The sequence below is a fragment of the Prosthecodimorpha hirschii genome, assembly GCF_001305515.1.
GTDB classification, from domain to species: domain Bacteria; phylum Pseudomonadota; class Alphaproteobacteria; order Rhizobiales; family Ancalomicrobiaceae; genus Prosthecodimorpha; species Prosthecodimorpha hirschii.
Window position 1 is genome coordinate 1,906,179 of sequence record NZ_LJYW01000001.1, and the last position, 17,616, is coordinate 1,923,794.

Here is a 17,616-nt window from a genome sequence, read left to right on the forward strand (position 1 = left end):
CCGGTCGCGGGCTCACTCCTCGCGCAGCACCCGGAAGCCGTTGCCGTAGTAGCGGACCTCGGCATCGTATTTGAACCGGGCGGCGGAGCGCAGATAGCGCGGATCGTTGCCGAACGAGCCGCCGCGCAGGACGCGCTCGCGGCAATTGGCCGAATCGCGCGCGGACCCGTCCGCCGGCGCGCCGCGATAGTTGTCGAACCAGCAGTCCTCGACCCATTCGGCCGCGTTGCCGGCCATGTCGTGCAGCCCGAACTCGTTCGGCGGGAAGCGTCCGACCGGCAGGACCCGGCGCAGCGACGTGGCATTGCAGCCGAGGCAGTTGGCCCGCTCCCGGATCAGTTGCGCGCCCCACGGATAGGTCGTCTTGCCGCCGCCGCGAACGGCATATTCCCACTCCGCCTCGCTGGGCAGCCGATAGCGCCGCCCGGTCTTGCGCGCCAGCCATGTGGCGTAGCCGCGCGCCTCGCCCCAGGTCACGTCGGTGACCGGCAGCGAGCCGTCCATGGCCGGACCGACCTTGGCCGGACAGGCGCCCTCGCCCGAACAGACCTCCCATTGCCGGACGGTGACCTCGTAGCGTCCGATCAGGAAGGGCCGCGCGAGGGTGACCCGATGCACGGGCTTCTCGAAGTCGAACAGCTCGTTCGCCCCCATCTCGAAGCTGCCGGCCGGAATGCGCACCATTTCCGGGCAGTCGGCGCAATCGGTGACAGGTTCGCCGGGTCGCCCGGCCGCCACCGCAGCCCCTGCCGAGTCCGGGGACGGACCGCCCTGGCCGGCGCCGGCGGCCGGGGTCCCGCCGACCGGCTTCAGGCGCTCGGCGGCGACGAAGCCCGGCTTGCCGTCGCGCCGCTCGACCCGCACCAGACCCGTCGCGGCATGCCGGCCGGTCACGCGGACGGCCTCGCCGGCCCGCAGACTGCCGAGGCGCGGCCCATCGGGCGCCGGACGCGCCAGAACCGGGGTCGCCTCGCTGGCGACGAAGTCGCCCGAGAATGCCTCCAGCGCCTCGGGATCGGTCGGGCCGGGTCCATCGCCGCCGTTCTGACGCAAGCGGATGCGGGCCAAAGGCGCGAAGCGCCCCTTCGGAAAGGCCTCCAGATAGGCCCGGAAGTCCTCGGGATTCTTGCTGTTGCGGATCGTGTCCCAGAAGGTCAGTTCGAAGGCGTCGGGCGATACGGTCTCGGCCGGCGCGGCCGACTGGGCTGCGGCCGGACGCGCCGCCAGACCCAGGGCGAGGGCGCCGAGCAGGAGGAGACAGCCGAGAGACGCCGTGACAAGGCGCGCGGAACAGCCCGCTGCCGTCGCCGCTGTTCCTGCTTCCGCTCCTGCCATCGCGCGCGACATCCCTCCGGGCTTCAATAGACGGTGACGGTGATCTTCGGCGACTGAACCGGCGGCTGATGCGGCATGTGGCGATGATCGCCGACGACGAGCTGCAGGGTGTGACGGCCCGGGGTGAGCGTCAACTCCACCTCGGTCTGGCCGTTGCCGAGATGGATATGGTTGAAGTCGGCTGGGATCGGCTCGCCGGCCGGCGGCGCCTCGGCGTCGATCAGGACATGGTGGTGTCCGGTTCCGGCCGTCGCCACCCCGGCCGGCGCAACCCCCATGTCGCGCAGCCCGATCCGCACGGTGAAGCGGCGCGGCACGCGCTGGCCGTCCTGCGGCGTCTGGAAATAGACCGCCGCCCCCTTCGGTGCCGGCGTCGTGCCCTCGGCGGCGATCGCCCTGTCGGCGCGCAGCCCGACGCCGGCCGGCAGCCCGATGCCGACCGCCAAGGCGATGCCTGCCGCGGCTTCCCTCAGACCTCTACGCCTCATCGGACCCTCCGCGCTTTCGGCTTGGGCTTGCCCTTCGCCTTCGCCTTGACGGGCTTCGGCGGCAGCTTGACGGTGACCCGGATCCGCTCCGACAGGATCGGCGGATCGTGCGGTATGTGGCGTTCGTCGGCGAAGACGAGTTGCAGCGTGTGCTCCCCGGGCTTCAGGTCGAGCCGGTGCTCGGTCTGTCCCTTGCCGAGATGGATGTGATTGAAGTCGTTGGGCAGCGGTCCGTCGAGCGGCGGGGTTTCGACATCGACCAGCAGATGGTGGTGGCCGGTATTGGCCTTGTCGATTCCGGCGGGCGCGACCCCCATGCCCTTGAGGCCGAAGCGGATCGTAGTCCGCGGCCGGATCACGGCGCCATCCGGCGGATAGACGAAATAGACCGATGCACCGGGCGGGGATGGCCGGCGCCCGGCCGCCGCCGGCACCCCGGCCACGCTCCCGGCATCGCCAGCGCCGTGGTGCAGGTGGCCGTCCTGGGCCTGCCCGGTCGGCGGCGGCGGCGCCGCATCCTCGACGACGCGGATGCGCAACTCCTTGGAGACGAGCGGCGGATCGTGCGGAATGTGGTCGTGATCGGCGAACAGGAGCTGCAGCGTGTGCTCGCCCGGCGGCAGCGTCAGCTCCGCCTCCGTCTGGCCGCCGCCGAAATGGACGTTGTTGAAATCCGCCGGGATGCGCTCGTCGAAGGGCGGCAGGTCGGTGTCGATGATGACGTGGTGATGGCCGCTGTTTGGCTTCGGCGTCCCGGACGGCGAAACCTCCATGCCGGAAAGCCCGAAACGGATCTTGAAGCGGGTCCCGACGGTCGCGCCGGGTTGCGGCTCCAGAAAATAGACGCTGGCACCCGGCGGCGACTTGGTTCGCGGCCTGGGCGCCTGCGCCTCGGCCGCGCCGAGCGCCCCGACCAGCACGACCGCACCCGACAGAACCGCCATTCCGACGCGACGGCCGGCGCGGCAGGCGGACACGGCGCCGCGCCGCAGAAGTCCGCCGGCGGCCCCGATGCGGCGCCGGAGTGCAGAATCGCCGAAACAGCATCGGAACATCGATCACCTCCCTCGGGCGACCCCGGACCTATGCACTGGATCGGATGCTATCGCCCAGGGCCTGTGGCGGCAAGCCGAACCCGCGATTCGGCCGGCGCCGGCCGCCGTTCCGGGGGCCGCGCCCGGGGTTCCGCAACCCCGGCGGGTTCTCGCCCTCCACCGATGCCGCAATGGTGAAGCCGGCTGTCACGATCCCTTCAACGGGCCATGGCACCCGATTTGGCGGATGCGCCGAAGTTGCGGCAAAATCGCCGGAGCGCCTAATGTGACTGACGTTTCAGGCGTCGAACCGGACCATTTGCCATGATCGCCCGGCGTTCCGGGCGGAGTTTCCTGACGCTCCGCCTCCACAGTTCTGGCATGCTTGCCAACAATGCGCGCGACCGCTATCGCAGGCGGGGAGGATTTGCCACTCACAGTTAGAGGAATCCACCGTTCCCCGGATTCTACAACCCAAGACTGCGATCTCATGGCATTCGATATTTCAAAACTGTTCCGGCGCAAACGCAGGCCGCTGAGCGCCGCGGCCTTCGAACTGTTCGATGCCGATTGGTACCGCAGCCAGACGTCCGAGCCGATCCCCCCCGGCCGCGAGCGGCATCACTTCGAGACCGTCGGCCGGCAAAAGGAACTGTCGCCGCATCCGCTGTTCGACCCCGTCTGGTACCGCCGCCGCAACCCCGACGTGACCCATTCGGATCTCGATACGATCGAGCATTTCCTGTTCCACGGCCATTTCGAGCGGCGATCGCCGCATCCCTACGTCGATCTCGAGCACCTCGCGCGTCAGCTCGGAACCGATCAGCCGCCGCTCGCCCGCTATCTGGCCGGCGCCTGGCGCAACGGTGTCACCGCCCACCCCCTGTTCAATCCGGTCCATCTGCTCAAGGCGGGCCTGATCTCGCCCGATCGCGAACCGCTCGCCCAGTATCTGGCCTTGCCGGAACGGATGCACATTCCTCCGCACCCGATGGTCGACCCCGCGCTTCTGGGCCGGCGGTTCGCCGAGAGGGGCGAGACGGTGACCGACCCGGTCCTGCACTACCTGACCGGGCACGGCTGGAAAGAGGTGCAGCCGCATCCGTGCTTCGACCAGATCTACTACCTGCACGCCAATCCGGATGTCGCCGAGACGGGCTGGAACCCGCTCGCCCACTATCTCACCACCGGGCACCGCGAGGGTCGGCTGCCGCTGCCGGATTTCGACCTGGGCCGACTGCGCCGCATGCTGCCCGGTCCGGCGCCGGCGGATCTCGACATCGTCTCCTTCTGGCTGACCGAGGGGCTCGATCCGGTCGCCATCATGCGGGCGCTCGACGACTGGGACCAGCGCATCGTCGCGCTTGCCGCGCGAATCCGGCTCGACGGCTATGCGGCCGCACTGGCCGAACTCGAATTCGAGACGCCGACCGAGCCCCGCGGGCAGGGCTACTCGGTCTGGCGCACCATGGCGCGCGCCCTCTGCCTGTTCCATGTCGGCCTGGTCGACGAAGCCCTCGGCATCACCGCCGAACTGCCGGCGGACCTGACCGGCGATCTCGGGGTGCGCTCCCTGCGCCAGCACGTCCTGGCCCTCGACGGCGACCACAACGAAACCCTGTTCGAGACCGTCGCGGCGAGGCCACCCGGGCCGCCCTCCGAACGGCCGCGCATCGCCGTCTATACGGCGCTGTTCGGTCCCTACGACCGGTTGCCGCCGGTTCTGGCGCCGACGCCGGGCATCGACTACATCTGCTTCACGGACCAGCCGGTGCATTCCGACGGCTGGCAGGTCCGCAAGGTTCCGCGGCGCACCGACAACGACAATCTCGAGGCCAAGCGCTACAAGCTGTTTCCGTGGGAAGCGCTTCACGGCTACGACTACTCGCTCCATGTCGATGCCTGCTCGGTGCTGGCCGGCGATCTCTGGCCGTGGTTCGACCGCTTCCTGATCGGCTGTGATTTCGTCGCCTGGGCCCATCCGGAGCGGGCCAGCTTCATCGACGAGTGCTTCGCGGTCCATGTCGCCGGCAAGTACCAGCCGGCGCCGCTCTACGCCCAGGCGGCGCGCTATCTCAGCTCCGGCGTGCCGCCGCGCACGGGTCTGGTCGAAGCGTCGCTCCTGTGGCGCCGTCACGAAAGCACCGATGTCCGCCGCCTGATGGCCGCCTGGTGGGCGGAAATCGAATGCACCACAACGCGCGACCAGATCAGCCTCGGTGCCCTGTTCCATCTCGAGGCCCAGCGGCCGGCCATCATGCCGCCGGCCTACGGCAATTCCCGCGCCAACGCCTGGATCCGCAAGATCGCCCACGCGATCCCGGGCGGCCCCAGCCGCCCCGCCCTGGCGGCCGGCGCCCGCCGGTGCAGCATCCTTTATGCAGAGGACCGGCGGACGACCGGCACGACGGTGATGCGGGGCTTCCAGGCCGTCGACATCCTGCGCGCCCACGGCGTCGAGGTGGCCATCCGTTCGGATTTCGAGATCGCCGGCGAGGTGGTCATCCTGACCAAGGGGCTGCTGCAGACGATCACGCCGGATCGCATCGCCGCCCTCGCCGATCGCGGCAATCGGGTCCTGGCCGATTTCGTCGACCTGCCGGCACGGCCCGAACTGGTTCCTCTGCTCGACGGGCTGATCGCCTCGTCGATCGAAGGCTATTGCGACCTGGCCGATCAGTTTCCGGCAACGCCGCGCTATCATCTGACCCACACGGTCGACCCCCGCCTGCCCGCCGGCCACGCACGGGCGCCGTCCGCCGCGCCGCGGATCGGCTATTTCGGGGAGATTGCCAACACGGTCCTGACGCCCGGCATCGCCGAGCGCGTCACCATCGTGCCGGTCGACACGCAGCGCTCCGGCACCGATTGGCTGGCCGGGATCGGCGACTTCGAGTGCCACTATGCCGTCCGCCTGCCGCGCAAGGACGAAAGCAGCAAGCCGTTCCTGAAGGGGTTCACGGCCGCCCATCTGGGCGCGGCGGTGATCGTCGACGCCGCCAATCGGGAGGCGCGGTACTATCTGGGTGCCGACTATCCGTTCACGGCGGCGTCCCTGGCGCCGGACGACATCCTGGCCGCGATCGACCGCGTTCACGCGGCCTGGGGCACGCCGCTGTGGGACGATGTGCTGGCCATCATGGCCGGCGTGGCGGAACGCTCGTCCGCCGATCGCTTCGTCAAGGAATTCCGCCTGATGTTGGAAGCGGTCTGAGCCCTTGCCGGGCGCGCCGCCTGAGCCCTTGCCGGGCGCACTGCGCCGGGGATCACGGCCCCGCAGGGTCGCGTCGCCGTCCGCGGGGCGCCTGACCGATCCGCCGGGCGATGCTACAGCCGGGCGGCGACCAGGCTGCGCAGTTTGCGCAGGTCGGCGGCGAAGAGCCGGATGCCCTCGGCGAGCTTCTCGCTCGCCATGGCGTCCTCGTTCATCCGCCAGCGGAAGGCCCGCTCGTCGAGCGTCAGCCGCTCCGGCGCCTCGCCGACCGCGGCCGGATCGAGCTGGCGCGTCAACGGACCCTGGTCGGCGGCGAGCGCGTCGAGCAGGGCCGGCGAAATCGTCAGACGGTCGCAGCCGGCCAGAGCCTCGACCTCGCCGATCAACCGGAACGAGGCGCCCATCACCACGGTGGCGATGCCGTAGGCCTTGAAATAGCGGTAGATCGCGCGCACCGACTGCACGCCGGGATGCTCCTCCAACCCGAAGCTGCGCCCCGCCGCCTTCACGTGCCAGTCGAGAATCCGGCCGACGAAGGGCGAGATCAGATAGGCGCCGGCGTCCGCGCAGGCGACCGCCTGGACCAGCGAGAAGATCAGGGTCAGGTTGCAGTCGATGCCCTCGCGCTGCAGGATCTCGGCGGCCCGGATGCCCTCCCAGGTCGCCGCGATCTTGATCAGGATGCGATCGCGGCCGATGCCGCGCTCGGCATAGGCGGCCACGATCGCGCGCGCCTTGGCGACGGTGGCATCGGTGTCGAAGGAGAGATCGGCATCGACCTCGGTCGATACGCGGCCGGGAACCAGTGCGGCCAGCTCGGCGCCGATCGACACGGCCAGGCGGTCGGCCACCGCCGCAATGCGCGCCTCGCCGGTGAGGCCGAGCCCGGCCGACCAGGCCACCGCCTCGTCGAGCAGCTGACGGCCGGCCTCGGTATCGACCGCCTTCAGGACCAGGGTCGGATTGGTGGTGCAATCGACCGGCCGGAGCGCGCGGATCGCGCCGATATCGCCGGTATCGGCGACGACGGTGGTCATGCTGCGCAGTTGATCGAGCTTCGACACCATGGGGACCTCTCCTGGACAGCCTTCCGCATAGCCGCAGGCGCGAGGCGGGACAAGGCCGCTGACGCGCCGAGGCCCCCCGCGCCGGCCGCAGTCATCGGGCGGTTGCCGACGCCCGGTCCGGCCGTCATGCTGGCGCGCTGCCGCCGGAGACTACCATGACAGCCCTGCCCGGATACGCCGTCGCCCTTCTGGTCCTTCTCACCGGTGCCGCCCTGGCCGATCCGGTGCGCCTCGCCGCGGAGGACGGCCGCATCGTCGCCATCGCCGCGGATGGCGGCCGGCGCGTGCTCTCGGCCGGACCGGAGGACCGCGATCCGGTTCTGTCGCCGGACGGTCGGCAGGTCGCCTTCCTGCGCCCCGAAGGCAAGACCGACCAGGATGGCGACGAGGGCCAGCCGGTGGCGCTGATGCTGGTCGCCGCGGAGGGCGGACCGGAGCGCCGTCTGGTCGCCCCCGAGCGCGGACCCGAGCCGAAGACCAACCTCCTCGGCATCAACAACCCGGCCTTCGCGGCGGACGGCACGGCCGTCTATTTCCTGGCCCGGGCCTGGGCGGTCTCCGATGCGGTGCACCGGGTCGCCCTGGCCGGAGGACGCCCGACCTTCGTGGTCGACGGCAACAGCGTCGAGGCGATCCGCTCCGGACGGTACGCCGGTTCCCTCCTGGTCTCCCGGCACAAGTACCGGAAGGGCGGCGGCGCCTTCGATCCACTCTGCGTGATCGACGCCGCCGGCCGGGAGAAGCTGTGCATCCCCGGCAGCGACGGCGAAGCGGCGGACGGGCCGAAGGCGCGCGCCTGGCTGGCGCGGCAGGGCGGCCGAGCGCAATGACCGACCTCGCCGATCGCGTGGCGGCGCTGGCCGCCGCCATCGAGACCCGCGCGACCGCGACCAGCGCAAGCGGGCGGCGCCTGATGGTCGGCATCGTCGGGCCGCCCGGCGCGGGCAAGTCGACCCTGGCGGAAGCCCTGGTCGCCCGTCTCGACGGCACCCGCCCGGGCCGCGCCGCCCTGCTCGCGCAGGACGGCTTCCATTATGACGACGCGGTGCTCGACGCCGCCGGGATGCGCCCGCGCAAGGGCGCCCCGGAGACCTTCGACGTGGCCGGCCTGGTGCACTGCCTGAAGCGCCTGGCCGCGCGCGACGAGGCTGAGGTCGCGGTGCCGGTCTTCGACCGCCGGCTCGAAATCGCCCGCGCCGGCGCCCGGCTGATCGAGCGCGCGAGCGAGATCGTCGTCGTCGAGGGCAACTGGCTGCTGCTCGACGAAACACCCTGGAGCGCCGTGCGCCCCTGGCTCGACCTGACCGCGATGCTGCAGGTTCCGGAAGCCGTCCTGCGCGCGCGGCTGGAAGCGCGCTGGTGCGACCTCGGCTTCGACCCGGCGTCGATCGCCGTCAAGGTCGACGGCAACGACCTGCCCAATGCCCGGCGCGTGCTGGCGGCGAGTGCGGCCGTCGATCTGGTGCTGTGACGCGCGTCCAGACCAGACGGGACGCTGACCGCACGGGAGGCTGACCGCCCGGATGGTGGCGGCCGCGATCGTCACATCCGGCGACGGCGCCGGACCATCAGGCGATCGATGGCATGCAGCCGGCGGCGCAGGTCGCCGGGTGCTTCCGCCTGCGCGGGTCGGCCGAAGACCGCCACGCCGAGCCCCGCGAGGGCTGTGGCAACCTGATCGTCCTCGACGCAGCCGTTCCGGCCCGCCCAGCGCAGCGCGGCCGCCCGGAAGGCGGCGGCATCGCCGGCCCGCACGGCCCGGCGCATGGTGCGACGGTCGGGATCGGGCGTCAGCCGGGACAGCGCCCGGCGAAGTCCGGCCGCATCGAGCCGCCGGCCGGCGAGCAGCAGGCCGAGGCCGAGCGCCAGCCCCGCGGCCAGTCCGCCCGGCACCGCAACGGCGCGGATCGCCGCCAGTCTCTCGCCCGTCCCCGCGACCGCCGCGCCGAACCGGCCCGGCGCCGCCACGGTGGCGGCGGCCATGACGGCCGCCTCGGTCTTGCGCGTCCGCGTGTCGAACCACCGGATGGCCACTTCCGGCACTGTGGCCGGCTCCCCGGTCATCGACCGCAGCGTCCAGTGCCAGACGACGGTCGCGACCGGCCCCTCGCGGGTCAGGCGCGTGGTGCGCGTTTCCGGTTCCGGAAAGGCGATCACGCCCGGCGCCCTGAGGCTGGGGATGGGCGGCAACTGGTCGGCCGAGATGCCTTCGGCCTCGATCGTGACGGTCCGCCGCGCGGTTTCGCCCGGCGGCAACGCGGTCGGATCGCGATCGAAGCGATCGGTCAGTTGCAGGGCGCGCGCCGGCAGCCACCAGCCGCCGGAGGGTGGCACCTGCACGGTGACGGCGACCGGTGCGGAGACGACGTCATGCGGCACGCGCGACCCGTCCGGCGCCAGCAGCGTCAGATGATGGCGGAACGACGGGACGGTAAGGACGCCGGCGCGCTTGGGAAACAACGCCATGACGCGTTCGAAGCTGCGCGCCGGCCGGCCCTCGGCCGTGGTGCTGGTCCAGCGGTCCCGGCCGAGCTGCATCCAGGCGAAGTCGGTCAGATCCGGCTGGTCGAGCGTCTCGAGCGTCATCTGCACGGTGTAGAGCCCGCGGATGCGCACCAGGATCATTTCGCGCGCATAGGGCTCGGGCGCCGCCGCATCGATCGTCACGGTCAGGCGGGCATCGTCGGGCAAGACGAAGTCGGCCGTCTCGGCCCGGATCGGGAATGTCGCGAAGGCGCAGACCAGGACCAAGGCCAGTCCGGCCGCGACGGCCAGTCGGCATGCCTGCAGAACCGAGGTCCGGCCGGGGATCATCGGGTGGCCTTTCCGGAAAGGACGTCCAGTTCGGTCGGGATCGGACCGGCCTCGCGCCGGCGCGTCTGCTCGGCGGCGATGATCAGCTTCAGGTAGCGGCCGGGATCGTCGGCCAGCGTTTCCAGCCACTCGCGGTTGGCAGCCATCGCCTGGGCGTCGAAGCTCTTGCCCATCTCGCGCTTGCGGACGTCCTCGAAGGCCTTGGCGATGACAGCGTCGGTCACGCTGGCCTTGCCGACGCCATCGCTGTCGGTGGCCGCCCCTGTGGCACGCCCCTCGCCCGCCGCCTGCGCCTTGGTGTCGGTCGCCCCCTTGCGCGCCACCCGCGAGCCGCCCTCGGCCGAGCTCGACGAAGCCGCCTGCTGATCGCCGGCCATGCCGTCGCCGCCGGATGGCTGCTCGTCGCCTTCGCTGCGCGCCTCGCCGGCACGGGACTTCTTCTCCGTCAGCGCCGCGCCGCCGTCGATCGTCCCTTCCGGCGGCAGCGCCTCGCGACCGGCGATCAGCGCCGCGACCAGAGCCCGGTTGGCGGCCGCATCGCGATCGTCCGGGCGGCCGGCCAGCACCGCGTCGAAGGCCTCGACCGCCTCGGAAAGCCGGCCGGCGCGGGCCAGCGCGTCGCCGCGGTCGAAGGCGAAGGCTGCCCCCGCCCGGCGGAAGGCGTCCGCCGCCTCGCCGTAGCGGCCCGCCCGGTAGAGCGCGGTGCCGATCGCCTCCGGCCGGTCGAACAGGCCGACCGCAGGCTCGGGCCAGCCCGCGGCCATCAGCAACCGTCCGAGGGCGGCGCGCCCATCGGCGATCGCCGCGACCGCCAGGGCGGCCGCGAGGGCCAGTATGGCGACGGCAAGCCGGATCATCCGCGCCTCCGGAACAGAAGCAGCGCCGGAAACAGCGCCGCGATCAGGACGAAGCGTCCGAGATCCTCGGCCACCAGGGCCGAAAGCCCGGTCGCGGCCAGCCGGCTGGCCGGCCGATCGGCCAGGAGCACGGCGAGCGGCGACGGATCGGCGACGCTCGCCGCCCGCCCGCCGCCGAGTTGGGCGACCGGTTCGAGGGCAGCGCCTTGGCTCGACGGCGCCGAGACGAGGACCGACAGCCGATGGCCGCCGGCAGCGACCGCGCGCGCGCCGGCGAGAAGCGCCGGCCGCGGGGCGGCGTCCGGCGCGATCAGCACGAAATCGGCGGCCAGGATGCCGGCCTCCGCAACCAGGCGCCGGCCCAGCGCCAGGGCGAGATCGGGCCGGTCGCCGCGATCCGGCACGGTCTCGCCGTCGAGCACCGCGATGGTGGTGCCGAGCGCGTCGGCGTCGGTCGTGAACCCGGAGGCCAGATAGGCGTCGCCGGCATAGACCACCAGCGCGACCGGGCGGGAACCCGAAGCCTCGGCCAGCAGGCGCGCGGCCATCAGCGCCGCCGGCAGGCGTTCCGTCGTGCTCGCCCGGGCCCCGAGGTCGACCAGCAGCACGACGCCGTCGAGATTGCGGAAGCTGGCCCCGGCCCGCGTCTCGCGCGCCGGCCCGGCCAGCGCGGCGGCGAGGACCGCCGCGACCGCCAGCGCGAGGCCGGCCGGTCCGAAGGCGCGCACCGGGACCCCGGCCTCGACGCGGCCGAGGGCTTCGAGCGCGGCGCGCAGCGGCGGGTCGATCGCCTCCGTCCAGGCCGCGGCGATGCGCCGCCGCCGCCGGCGCAACAGCCAGGCGGCGCCGACCAGCGCCGGCAGCACCAGGAGCCAGAACGGCCGCAGCAGGATCAGACCCAGGAACTCGATCATGCCGCCTCCCGATGGCGTTCCGGCCGCCCAGATTCGGACTTCACGGCCGGATCGGGGCCGCGTTCACCGTCCCCGGCCGGCTGCCGCGCCGACGGCCGGCGCCGCTTCCTCCGGCCAAAGGTCTGCGCCAGGGCCGACCGTGTCAGGAGGCCGGCATCCGAGGCGGCGAGCGCGAGCGCGAGGAGCAGCGCCGCCACGGCCGGATAGACCCAATAGGAATGGAAGACCTGCGCGGCTGCGGCCCGGCCGCGGTTCGCCTCCATGGCGTCGAGCGTCGCCGAGACGGCTTCGAGATCGCCGGTCGAACGCACCCGGAAGGCCGTGCCGCCGGACAGTTCGGCGACCCGCCGGAGCGTCGCCGCGTCGACGGCGTCCGGGTCGTCGCCGACCATGCCGAGTTCGTTGGCGCCGAGCGCGATGGTGTGGACGCGGATGCCGAGATCGCGCGCCAGCACGGCCACGTCGCGCGGGCCGACCGTGCCGGCATTGTTGGCGCCGTCGGACAAGAGGATGACCACGCGCGACGGCGCCGGGGATTTGGCGAGCCGCTTCAGGCCGAGCCCGAGCCCCTCGCCAATGGCGGTCGAGCGGCCGGCAATGCCGATGGTCGCGGCCTCGATGGTGCGCGCGACGCTCTCGGTGTCGAAGGTCGGCGGTGCGGCGAAGAAGGCGCGTTCGGCGAAGATGACGAGGCCGATGCGGTCGCCGGTACGGCCGCGGACGAAGGCGGCGGCGACCTTCTTGACCGCATCGAGCCGGCGCGCGGGCGTGCCGTCGATCTCGAAATCCTTGCGGTCCATGCTGCCGGACAGATCCAGGACCAGCACGAGATCGCGCCCCGAGACCGGCAAGGCCGGGCTCGGCTCCAGGCGTTGCGGCCCGGCCAGCGCCAGGACGAGGGCGATCCAGAGCAGGCCGGCGAGGCCGAGGCGCGACCGGCCGGCGACGCGCGCGCCGATGCCGGCGGCGAGCCGCGCCGCGATCGTCTCGGGCACCAGCATCGCACCGCCCTCCTCGCCCGCCGCCGGTGGCAGGAGGAGGAGCGCGACGAGCGGCAGAGGCAGGAGCAGGAGCGCGAGCGGGCTTGCGAACAGATCGCCGATCATGGCCGCCGCCCCCCGATCAGCCGGGCGAGCCGCTCCGCGATCGCGCCACCGTCGAGACCTGGATCGGGCCGGTAGAGCGCCGCGGCGAAGCGCTGCGCCTCCGGCCCGGAGAACCAGTCGGTGGCGAAGAACCGGTCGAGCGCGGCGCGGGCCGCGGGATCGGCCAGCGAACCGGCCGGGCCGCCGGTGGCCGCGACATGGTCGGCGAGCGCCCGGGCGAGGGCCGGAGCCGCCGCATCGGACGGCAGGACGGCGGCGGCACGCAGGGCCGCCAGGGTGCGCACCCGCGGGCTTGAGCGCGCAACCACGAAGCGGCGCACCACCAGCCCGACGAGCATCGCCAGGGCGATCCCGATCGCGATCGCAATCGCCGTGTCGGCCGCAAGGCTCTCGAACGTCGGCTGCGGGCCTCGGATGTCGACGAGACCGGCCAGCGCCTCCGACGGGAGCGGGACGACGGCCCCGGGGAGCGTTTCAGCGCCGGCCATCGAGCGCCTCCAGGGCTTCGACCATCGCGGCCGGGCCGGCCTCGGCCCGGATCGGCGCCGCCGCGACGGCGAGGCGGTCGAGGGCAAGGAAGCGCGGATCGGTCGTCCGGTCGAAGGGCGCGGCGATCCGGCCGCGCCGGAGCGCACCGCCAGGGTCGAGGAACGGATAGACGACGCCGTCGGCGCGGGCCTCCAGGGCGTCGACCACCACCAGGGCGGCAAGGTCGCTGCGGCGCATCATGAGGCCGGCGGCCTCGTCGAAATCGGCGCCCGGGTGATCGAAGCCCGAGACCAGCAGCACGGTGGCGCCCTTGGGGGCGAGCCGCGCGGCGATGCGCAGGCCGGCGGCGAGGCTCGGTTCGTCCGACGGGCTTCTGGTCTGCGGAGATCCGCCCCACGGGCCGGCACCGAGCGCGCCGGCCAGCGCGGCGTCATGCGCCACCGCCAACCCGCCGGCGACCGCGATCATGCCGCGCACCCGTCCGCGGGCCGGCACCACGACCGGCTCGCCGACCCCGAAGGCGAGGAGCCCGATCCGCCCACCGGTCTCCAGCGCCCGCCAGCCGGCCAGCGCCGCGGCCTCGACGGCGGCGGCCGAGCGCAGGGCGCGCCGCGTGCCCCACAGCATCGACGGACGCAGATCGACCAGCAGGAGCAGCGTGCGTTCGCGTTCGTCGCGGAAGGTGCGCACATGCGGCTCGCCGGTGCGGGCGGTGGCGTTGCGGTCGAGATGGCGCAGGTCGTCGCCCTCGGCGAAGAGGCGGATGTCGTCGACCTCCAGGCCGCGCCCGCGCCGGCGCACCACGAAACCGCCTGGGAGAGCGGTCGCGGCACGCGGCGCGGCGCGGTCGGCGCGGACCCAATGGCGCAGCCGGAGCAGATGCTCCGCATCCGGCGCCACGCCGGGGCCGAGATCGGCGAGAGCCGCCGCCGTCACAGCGGCGCGACGGTTTCGAGGAGCCGGCCGATCAGGCCGCGCGCGGTCTCGCCCTCCGCGCTCGCCCGCCAGGTCAGTCCCAGCCGGTGCGCCAGCGCATCGACCGCCATCTCGGCGACATCCTCGGGCAGCGCATGGTCGCGGCCGCGCAGGAAAGCCCGGGCCCGGGCGACCGCCGCCAGGGCGAGCGTGCCGCGCGGCGAGATCGGGTGCTCGATCGCCTTGCGCAGGTCCGGCGCGGCGCCGCCGTCGCGCGTCGCCATGACCAGGCGGACGATATAGTCCTTCAGCGCCGGGGCGAGATGCACGGCGCCCGCGGCCCGGCGGGCCGCCAGCAGAGTCGCGGCATCGAGCCGGCGCGGCGCGGCCTCGGCGCCGGAGCGGCCCTCACGCTCGACCAGATCGAGGATCGCGCGCTCCGCGCCGGCATCCGGCAGGGTCAGCATGACATGCAGCAGGAAGCGGTCGATCTGGGCCTCCGGCAGCGGGAAGGTGCCCTCGTGCTCGATCGGGTTCTGGGTCGCGACGACCATGAAGGTCTCGGGCAGCGGATAGGTGTGGCCGCCGGCGGTGACCTGGCGTTCCGCCATGGCTTCGAGCAGGGCCGACTGCACCTTCGGCGGCGCGCGGTTGATCTCGTCGACCAGCACCAGCGACTGGAACACCGGCCCGGCGACAAACTCGAAGGCGCCGCGATCCGGCCGCCAGACCTGGGTGCCAGTGATGTCGGCCGGCATCAGGTCCGGCGTGCACTGGACGCGCGCGAAGCCGACCGCGAGCCCGTCGGCGAGCTGCTTCACGGCCCGTGTCTTGGCGAGGCCCGGCGCGCCTTCGAGCAGCACATGCCCGCCGGCGATCAGCGCGACGATCAGGCGTTCGACCAGGCTGTCGAGCCCGATCAGCCCGCCCTGCAGGCTGGCGACCAGGCGACCGATCGCGGCGGCCGCGTCGTCGGCCGCCGGCATTGCGGCGTCGGCGAATGGCCCCTCGGCCCTCGGCAAGGCGTCCATGCTGTCTCCCATTCCCCCCGCGGACGCAGTCGAGCCCGCCCCTCGCCCGCATACGGCCACCGAAGCGCCCCGGATGCCAGAGCCCGACGCCCTCCGATCCCTGGGAAATCTTCCCGATCGGCCGGGACGCCATGTCGCACCGGGGGCCGGCGTGGCAGATTGCGTGGCCGGGGTCCGCCGGTCACGCTGGTCCGCGGTCGCCGCGCCGGCCGCGCGCGGGCGGCGCAGTGGCCCGTCAGGAGTTCGCCCGCTGCCATGAGCCTCATCGTCAGGATCACCGTCCGTCTCGCCGTGGTGGCGCTGATCGCGCTCGCCGGAACCATTCTGTGGATGCTGCATGCCACCGATGCCCGGCTGCAGCGGGGGGCGGAAATCTCGGTCGACCGGCTGGAACGGCATTGGATGTACCGGCCCGGCCTCGGCAGCCTCGGCGTGACCAGCAGCGAACTGCTGTCCGGCTGGACCGCGCGGGCGAGCGGCAGCGTCGTGCTGCCCGGCGTGTGCATCTTGGTCTCGACCCCGACCGATCCGGACAGCAGCCTGTGCAATGCCCGCGACGGGCTCGGCGGCACGGTGCCTGCCTGGTTCGCGACGCTGTTCGAGCGCTTTGCCGCCCCGCGCGAGGCGGTGGTGCGGGAGGTCGTGTTCCGCGGCCACCGGCTCGGCACGATCCGGGCGAGCGTCGACACCCAGGCGGCGACCGAGCAGGCCTGGCAGCAGGTCAGCCTGGTCGCCGGGGCGGCGGCCGGGATGGCGGCCGGCATGTGCCTGCTCGCCTGGCTCGCGGTCGCCCATGCGCTGAGGCCGGTCGGCGGCATCGTGCGGGCGCTGCGCGACCTCGAGGACGGCGCCGATGGCCCCGGCGCGACCGCAGCCCGGCTGCCGGCCTCCGGCACCGCCGAATTCGACGACATCGCGCGCGCCTTCAACGATCTGGCCGCACGGCTCGAACACACGACCGAGGAGCGCGGCCGGCTGACGCGGCGCCTGTTCGCGGTGCAGGAGGAGGAGCGGCGCATGCTGGCGCGCGAACTGCACGACGAATTCGGCCAGTGCCTGACCGCCGGCGGCGCGCTGGCCGCCTCGATCGCCAGCGACGCCCCGCCCGCGCGGCCCGACATCGCGCGCGACGCCCACTCGATCGGCCGGCTGATCGCCGACATGCAGGCGACGCTGCGCGGTGCGCTGGCGCGGCTGCGCGTGCCGGACCTGGAGGAGGTCGGGCTGGCCGCCTCGCTGCGCAGCCTAGTCGGCTCGTGGAACAGCCATCGCGGCAGCCGCACGCGCTTCCTGCTCGATGTCGAGGGCGATCTCGGCGCGACGCCGCCGGCCGAGGCGCTCGGCATCTATCGGCTGGTGCAGGAATGTCTGACCAATGCCGCCCGCCACGGCGATCCCGCCACCGTGCTGGTGCGCATCCGCCGCAACCCCGGGCCGCCCGGCACGCTGACGGTGACGGTCGAGGACGACGGCGGCGGCGCGCCCGAGCGCTTGTCCGACAGTCCCGGCCTCGGCGTCACCGGCATGCGCGAGCGCATCCGCGCGCTCGGCGGGCGGCTGTCGATCGGCCGCTCGGCCGGCGGCCTGTCGATCTCGGCGGAGATTCCGACCGCACCGGCCGCCCCCGCAACCCTGGCCGCCGCATCTACTCTGGCCGCCGCGGCCACCCTGACCGCCGCGGTGGCATCGTGACGGCGCTCTCGATCATGCTGGTCGACGATCATCCGATCGTGCGCGAGGGCTATCGCCGGCTGATCGAGCGCCAGCCCGGCCACCGGGTCGTCGCCGAGGCCGAGACCGCCGCGGAGGCCTACCGGCTGTTCAAGAGCGCAACGCCGGATTTGACCGTCATGGACCTGTCGCTGCCCGGCGCCGGCGGGCTGGAGGCGATCCGCCACATCCGGCAATGGGACCGGACCGCCCGCATCCTGGTCTTCACCATGCACCAGAGCGCGCCCTTCGCCCTCAAGGCCTTCGAGGCCGGCGCCAGCGGCTATGTCACCAAGACGAGCCCGCCGGAGGAGCTGATCCGGGCGATCGACACGGTGGCGCGCGGCGGCCGGGCGCTCAGCGCCGACATCGCCGCCGATCTCGCCGCCGAGCGGCTGACCCGGCGCGGCGGACCGCTCGACGAGCTGGCCCCGCGCGAGGCCGAGATCCTGCGCATGTTCGCCTCGGGACAGGCGGCGGAGGAGATCGCCGAGGCGCTTTGTCTCAGCCTGAAGACGATCCAGAACTACCATTCTCAGATCAAGGCCAAGCTCGGCGCGCGCACCGACGCCCATCTGGTCTGGCTGGCGATCGCCGAGGGCCTCGTGCTCGACCGGCGCGAACCTTAGCCGGCGAATGACC

The 17,616-nt window shown here is 73.0% G+C and carries 16 protein-coding genes; 5 read left to right on the top strand and 11 right to left on the bottom strand.

The genetic code is table 11. The features are described 5' to 3' along the window. Positions 1–12: 12 nt before the first annotated feature. From ABB55_RS08330 to ABB55_RS08340, 3 genes are read right to left on the bottom strand one after another with little or no spacing between them, the layout of a single operon-like run. The gene (locus ABB55_RS08330; RefSeq protein WP_160321198.1) at positions 13–1,335 is read right to left on the bottom strand and encodes an SUMF1/EgtB/PvdO family nonheme iron enzyme; all 1,323 of its coding nucleotides are present in this window, start codon (positions 1,333–1,335) and stop codon (positions 13–15) included. A 23-nt stretch (positions 1,336–1,358) separates the two neighbouring features. Continuing rightward, entirely contained in the window at positions 1,359–1,823 is a 465-nt protein-coding gene (locus ABB55_RS08335; RefSeq protein ID WP_083463460.1) for a DUF4399 domain-containing protein, read from the bottom strand. Next, positions 1,820–2,767, bottom strand: coding sequence for a DUF4399 domain-containing protein (locus ABB55_RS08340; RefSeq protein WP_083464077.1), 948 nt, complete (start codon positions 2,765–2,767; stop codon positions 1,820–1,822). The genes ABB55_RS08335 and ABB55_RS08340 overlap by 4 nt, the downstream gene beginning before the upstream one ends. Positions 2,768–3,347: 580 nt before the next feature. On the opposite strand from ABB55_RS08340, the gene ABB55_RS08345 reads away from it, so the two are divergent. After that, complete coding sequence (locus ABB55_RS08345; RefSeq protein ID WP_054358404.1) at positions 3,348–6,071, top strand: glycosyltransferase domain-containing protein; 2,724 nt, start codon at positions 3,348–3,350, stop codon at positions 6,069–6,071. 113 nt (positions 6,072–6,184) lie between these two features. Here ABB55_RS08345 and tal read toward each other — a convergent pair whose 3' ends face one another. Continuing rightward, on the bottom strand, positions 6,185–7,138 hold the full coding sequence (gene tal, locus ABB55_RS08350; RefSeq protein ID WP_054358405.1) for a transaldolase: 954 nt from the start codon (positions 7,136–7,138) through the stop codon (positions 6,185–6,187). Between the two features lie 155 nt (positions 7,139–7,293). Between tal and ABB55_RS08355 the strand changes: the two genes are divergently transcribed. After that, the gene (locus tag ABB55_RS08355) at positions 7,294–7,968 is read left to right on the top strand and encodes a TolB family protein (protein WP_054358406.1); all 675 of its coding nucleotides are present in this window, start codon (positions 7,294–7,296) and stop codon (positions 7,966–7,968) included. Further along, complete coding sequence (locus ABB55_RS08360; RefSeq protein WP_054358407.1) at positions 7,965–8,609, top strand: nucleoside/nucleotide kinase family protein; 645 nt, start codon at positions 7,965–7,967, stop codon at positions 8,607–8,609. Before ABB55_RS08355 ends, ABB55_RS08360 begins: the two co-directional genes overlap by 4 nt. 71 nt (positions 8,610–8,680) lie before the next feature. On the opposite strand, the gene ABB55_RS08365 is transcribed toward ABB55_RS08360, so the two are convergent. Genes ABB55_RS08365 through ABB55_RS08395 form a run of 7 tightly spaced genes read right to left on the bottom strand, consistent with a single transcriptional unit; the run spans position 8,681 to position 15,264 of the window. Continuing rightward, on the bottom strand, positions 8,681–9,952 hold the full coding sequence (locus tag ABB55_RS08365; RefSeq protein ID WP_054358408.1) for a BatD family protein: 1,272 nt from the start codon (positions 9,950–9,952) through the stop codon (positions 8,681–8,683). Beyond that, positions 9,949–10,809, bottom strand: coding sequence for a hypothetical protein (locus ABB55_RS08370; protein ID WP_054358409.1), 861 nt, complete (start codon positions 10,807–10,809; stop codon positions 9,949–9,951). The genes ABB55_RS08365 and ABB55_RS08370 overlap by 4 nt, the downstream gene beginning before the upstream one ends. Further along, the gene (locus ABB55_RS08375) at positions 10,806–11,723 is read right to left on the bottom strand and encodes a hypothetical protein (RefSeq protein ID WP_054358410.1); all 918 of its coding nucleotides are present in this window, start codon (positions 11,721–11,723) and stop codon (positions 10,806–10,808) included. The genes ABB55_RS08370 and ABB55_RS08375 overlap by 4 nt, the downstream gene beginning before the upstream one ends. Beyond that, the gene (locus ABB55_RS08380) at positions 11,720–12,829 is read right to left on the bottom strand and encodes a VWA domain-containing protein (RefSeq protein ID WP_083463461.1); all 1,110 of its coding nucleotides are present in this window, start codon (positions 12,827–12,829) and stop codon (positions 11,720–11,722) included. Before ABB55_RS08380 ends, ABB55_RS08375 begins: the two co-directional genes overlap by 4 nt. Next, positions 12,826–13,317 (bottom strand): hypothetical protein, encoded by a 492-nt coding sequence (locus tag ABB55_RS08385; RefSeq protein ID WP_054358411.1) that lies wholly within the window; start codon positions 13,315–13,317, stop codon positions 12,826–12,828. Before ABB55_RS08385 ends, ABB55_RS08380 begins: the two co-directional genes overlap by 4 nt. Next, a complete protein-coding gene (locus tag ABB55_RS08390; protein ID WP_054358412.1) occupies positions 13,304–14,254 on the bottom strand; it encodes a DUF58 domain-containing protein in 951 nt (316 codons plus the stop codon). Before ABB55_RS08390 ends, ABB55_RS08385 begins: the two co-directional genes overlap by 14 nt. Then, complete coding sequence (locus ABB55_RS08395) at positions 14,251–15,264, bottom strand: AAA family ATPase (protein ID WP_394367211.1); 1,014 nt, start codon at positions 15,262–15,264, stop codon at positions 14,251–14,253. The genes ABB55_RS08390 and ABB55_RS08395 overlap by 4 nt, the downstream gene beginning before the upstream one ends. Positions 15,265–15,519: 255 nt before the next feature. On the opposite strand from ABB55_RS08395, the gene ABB55_RS08400 reads away from it, so the two are divergent. Both ABB55_RS08400 and ABB55_RS08405 read left to right on the top strand, forming a co-directional pair. Continuing rightward, the gene (locus ABB55_RS08400) at positions 15,520–16,956 is read left to right on the top strand and encodes an ATP-binding protein (RefSeq protein ID WP_054358413.1); all 1,437 of its coding nucleotides are present in this window, start codon (positions 15,520–15,522) and stop codon (positions 16,954–16,956) included. A gap of 14 nt (positions 16,957–16,970) precedes the next feature. Then, positions 16,971–17,603, top strand: coding sequence for a response regulator (locus tag ABB55_RS08405; RefSeq protein ID WP_276557497.1), 633 nt, complete (start codon positions 16,971–16,973; stop codon positions 17,601–17,603). Positions 17,604–17,616 lie beyond the last annotated feature (13 nt).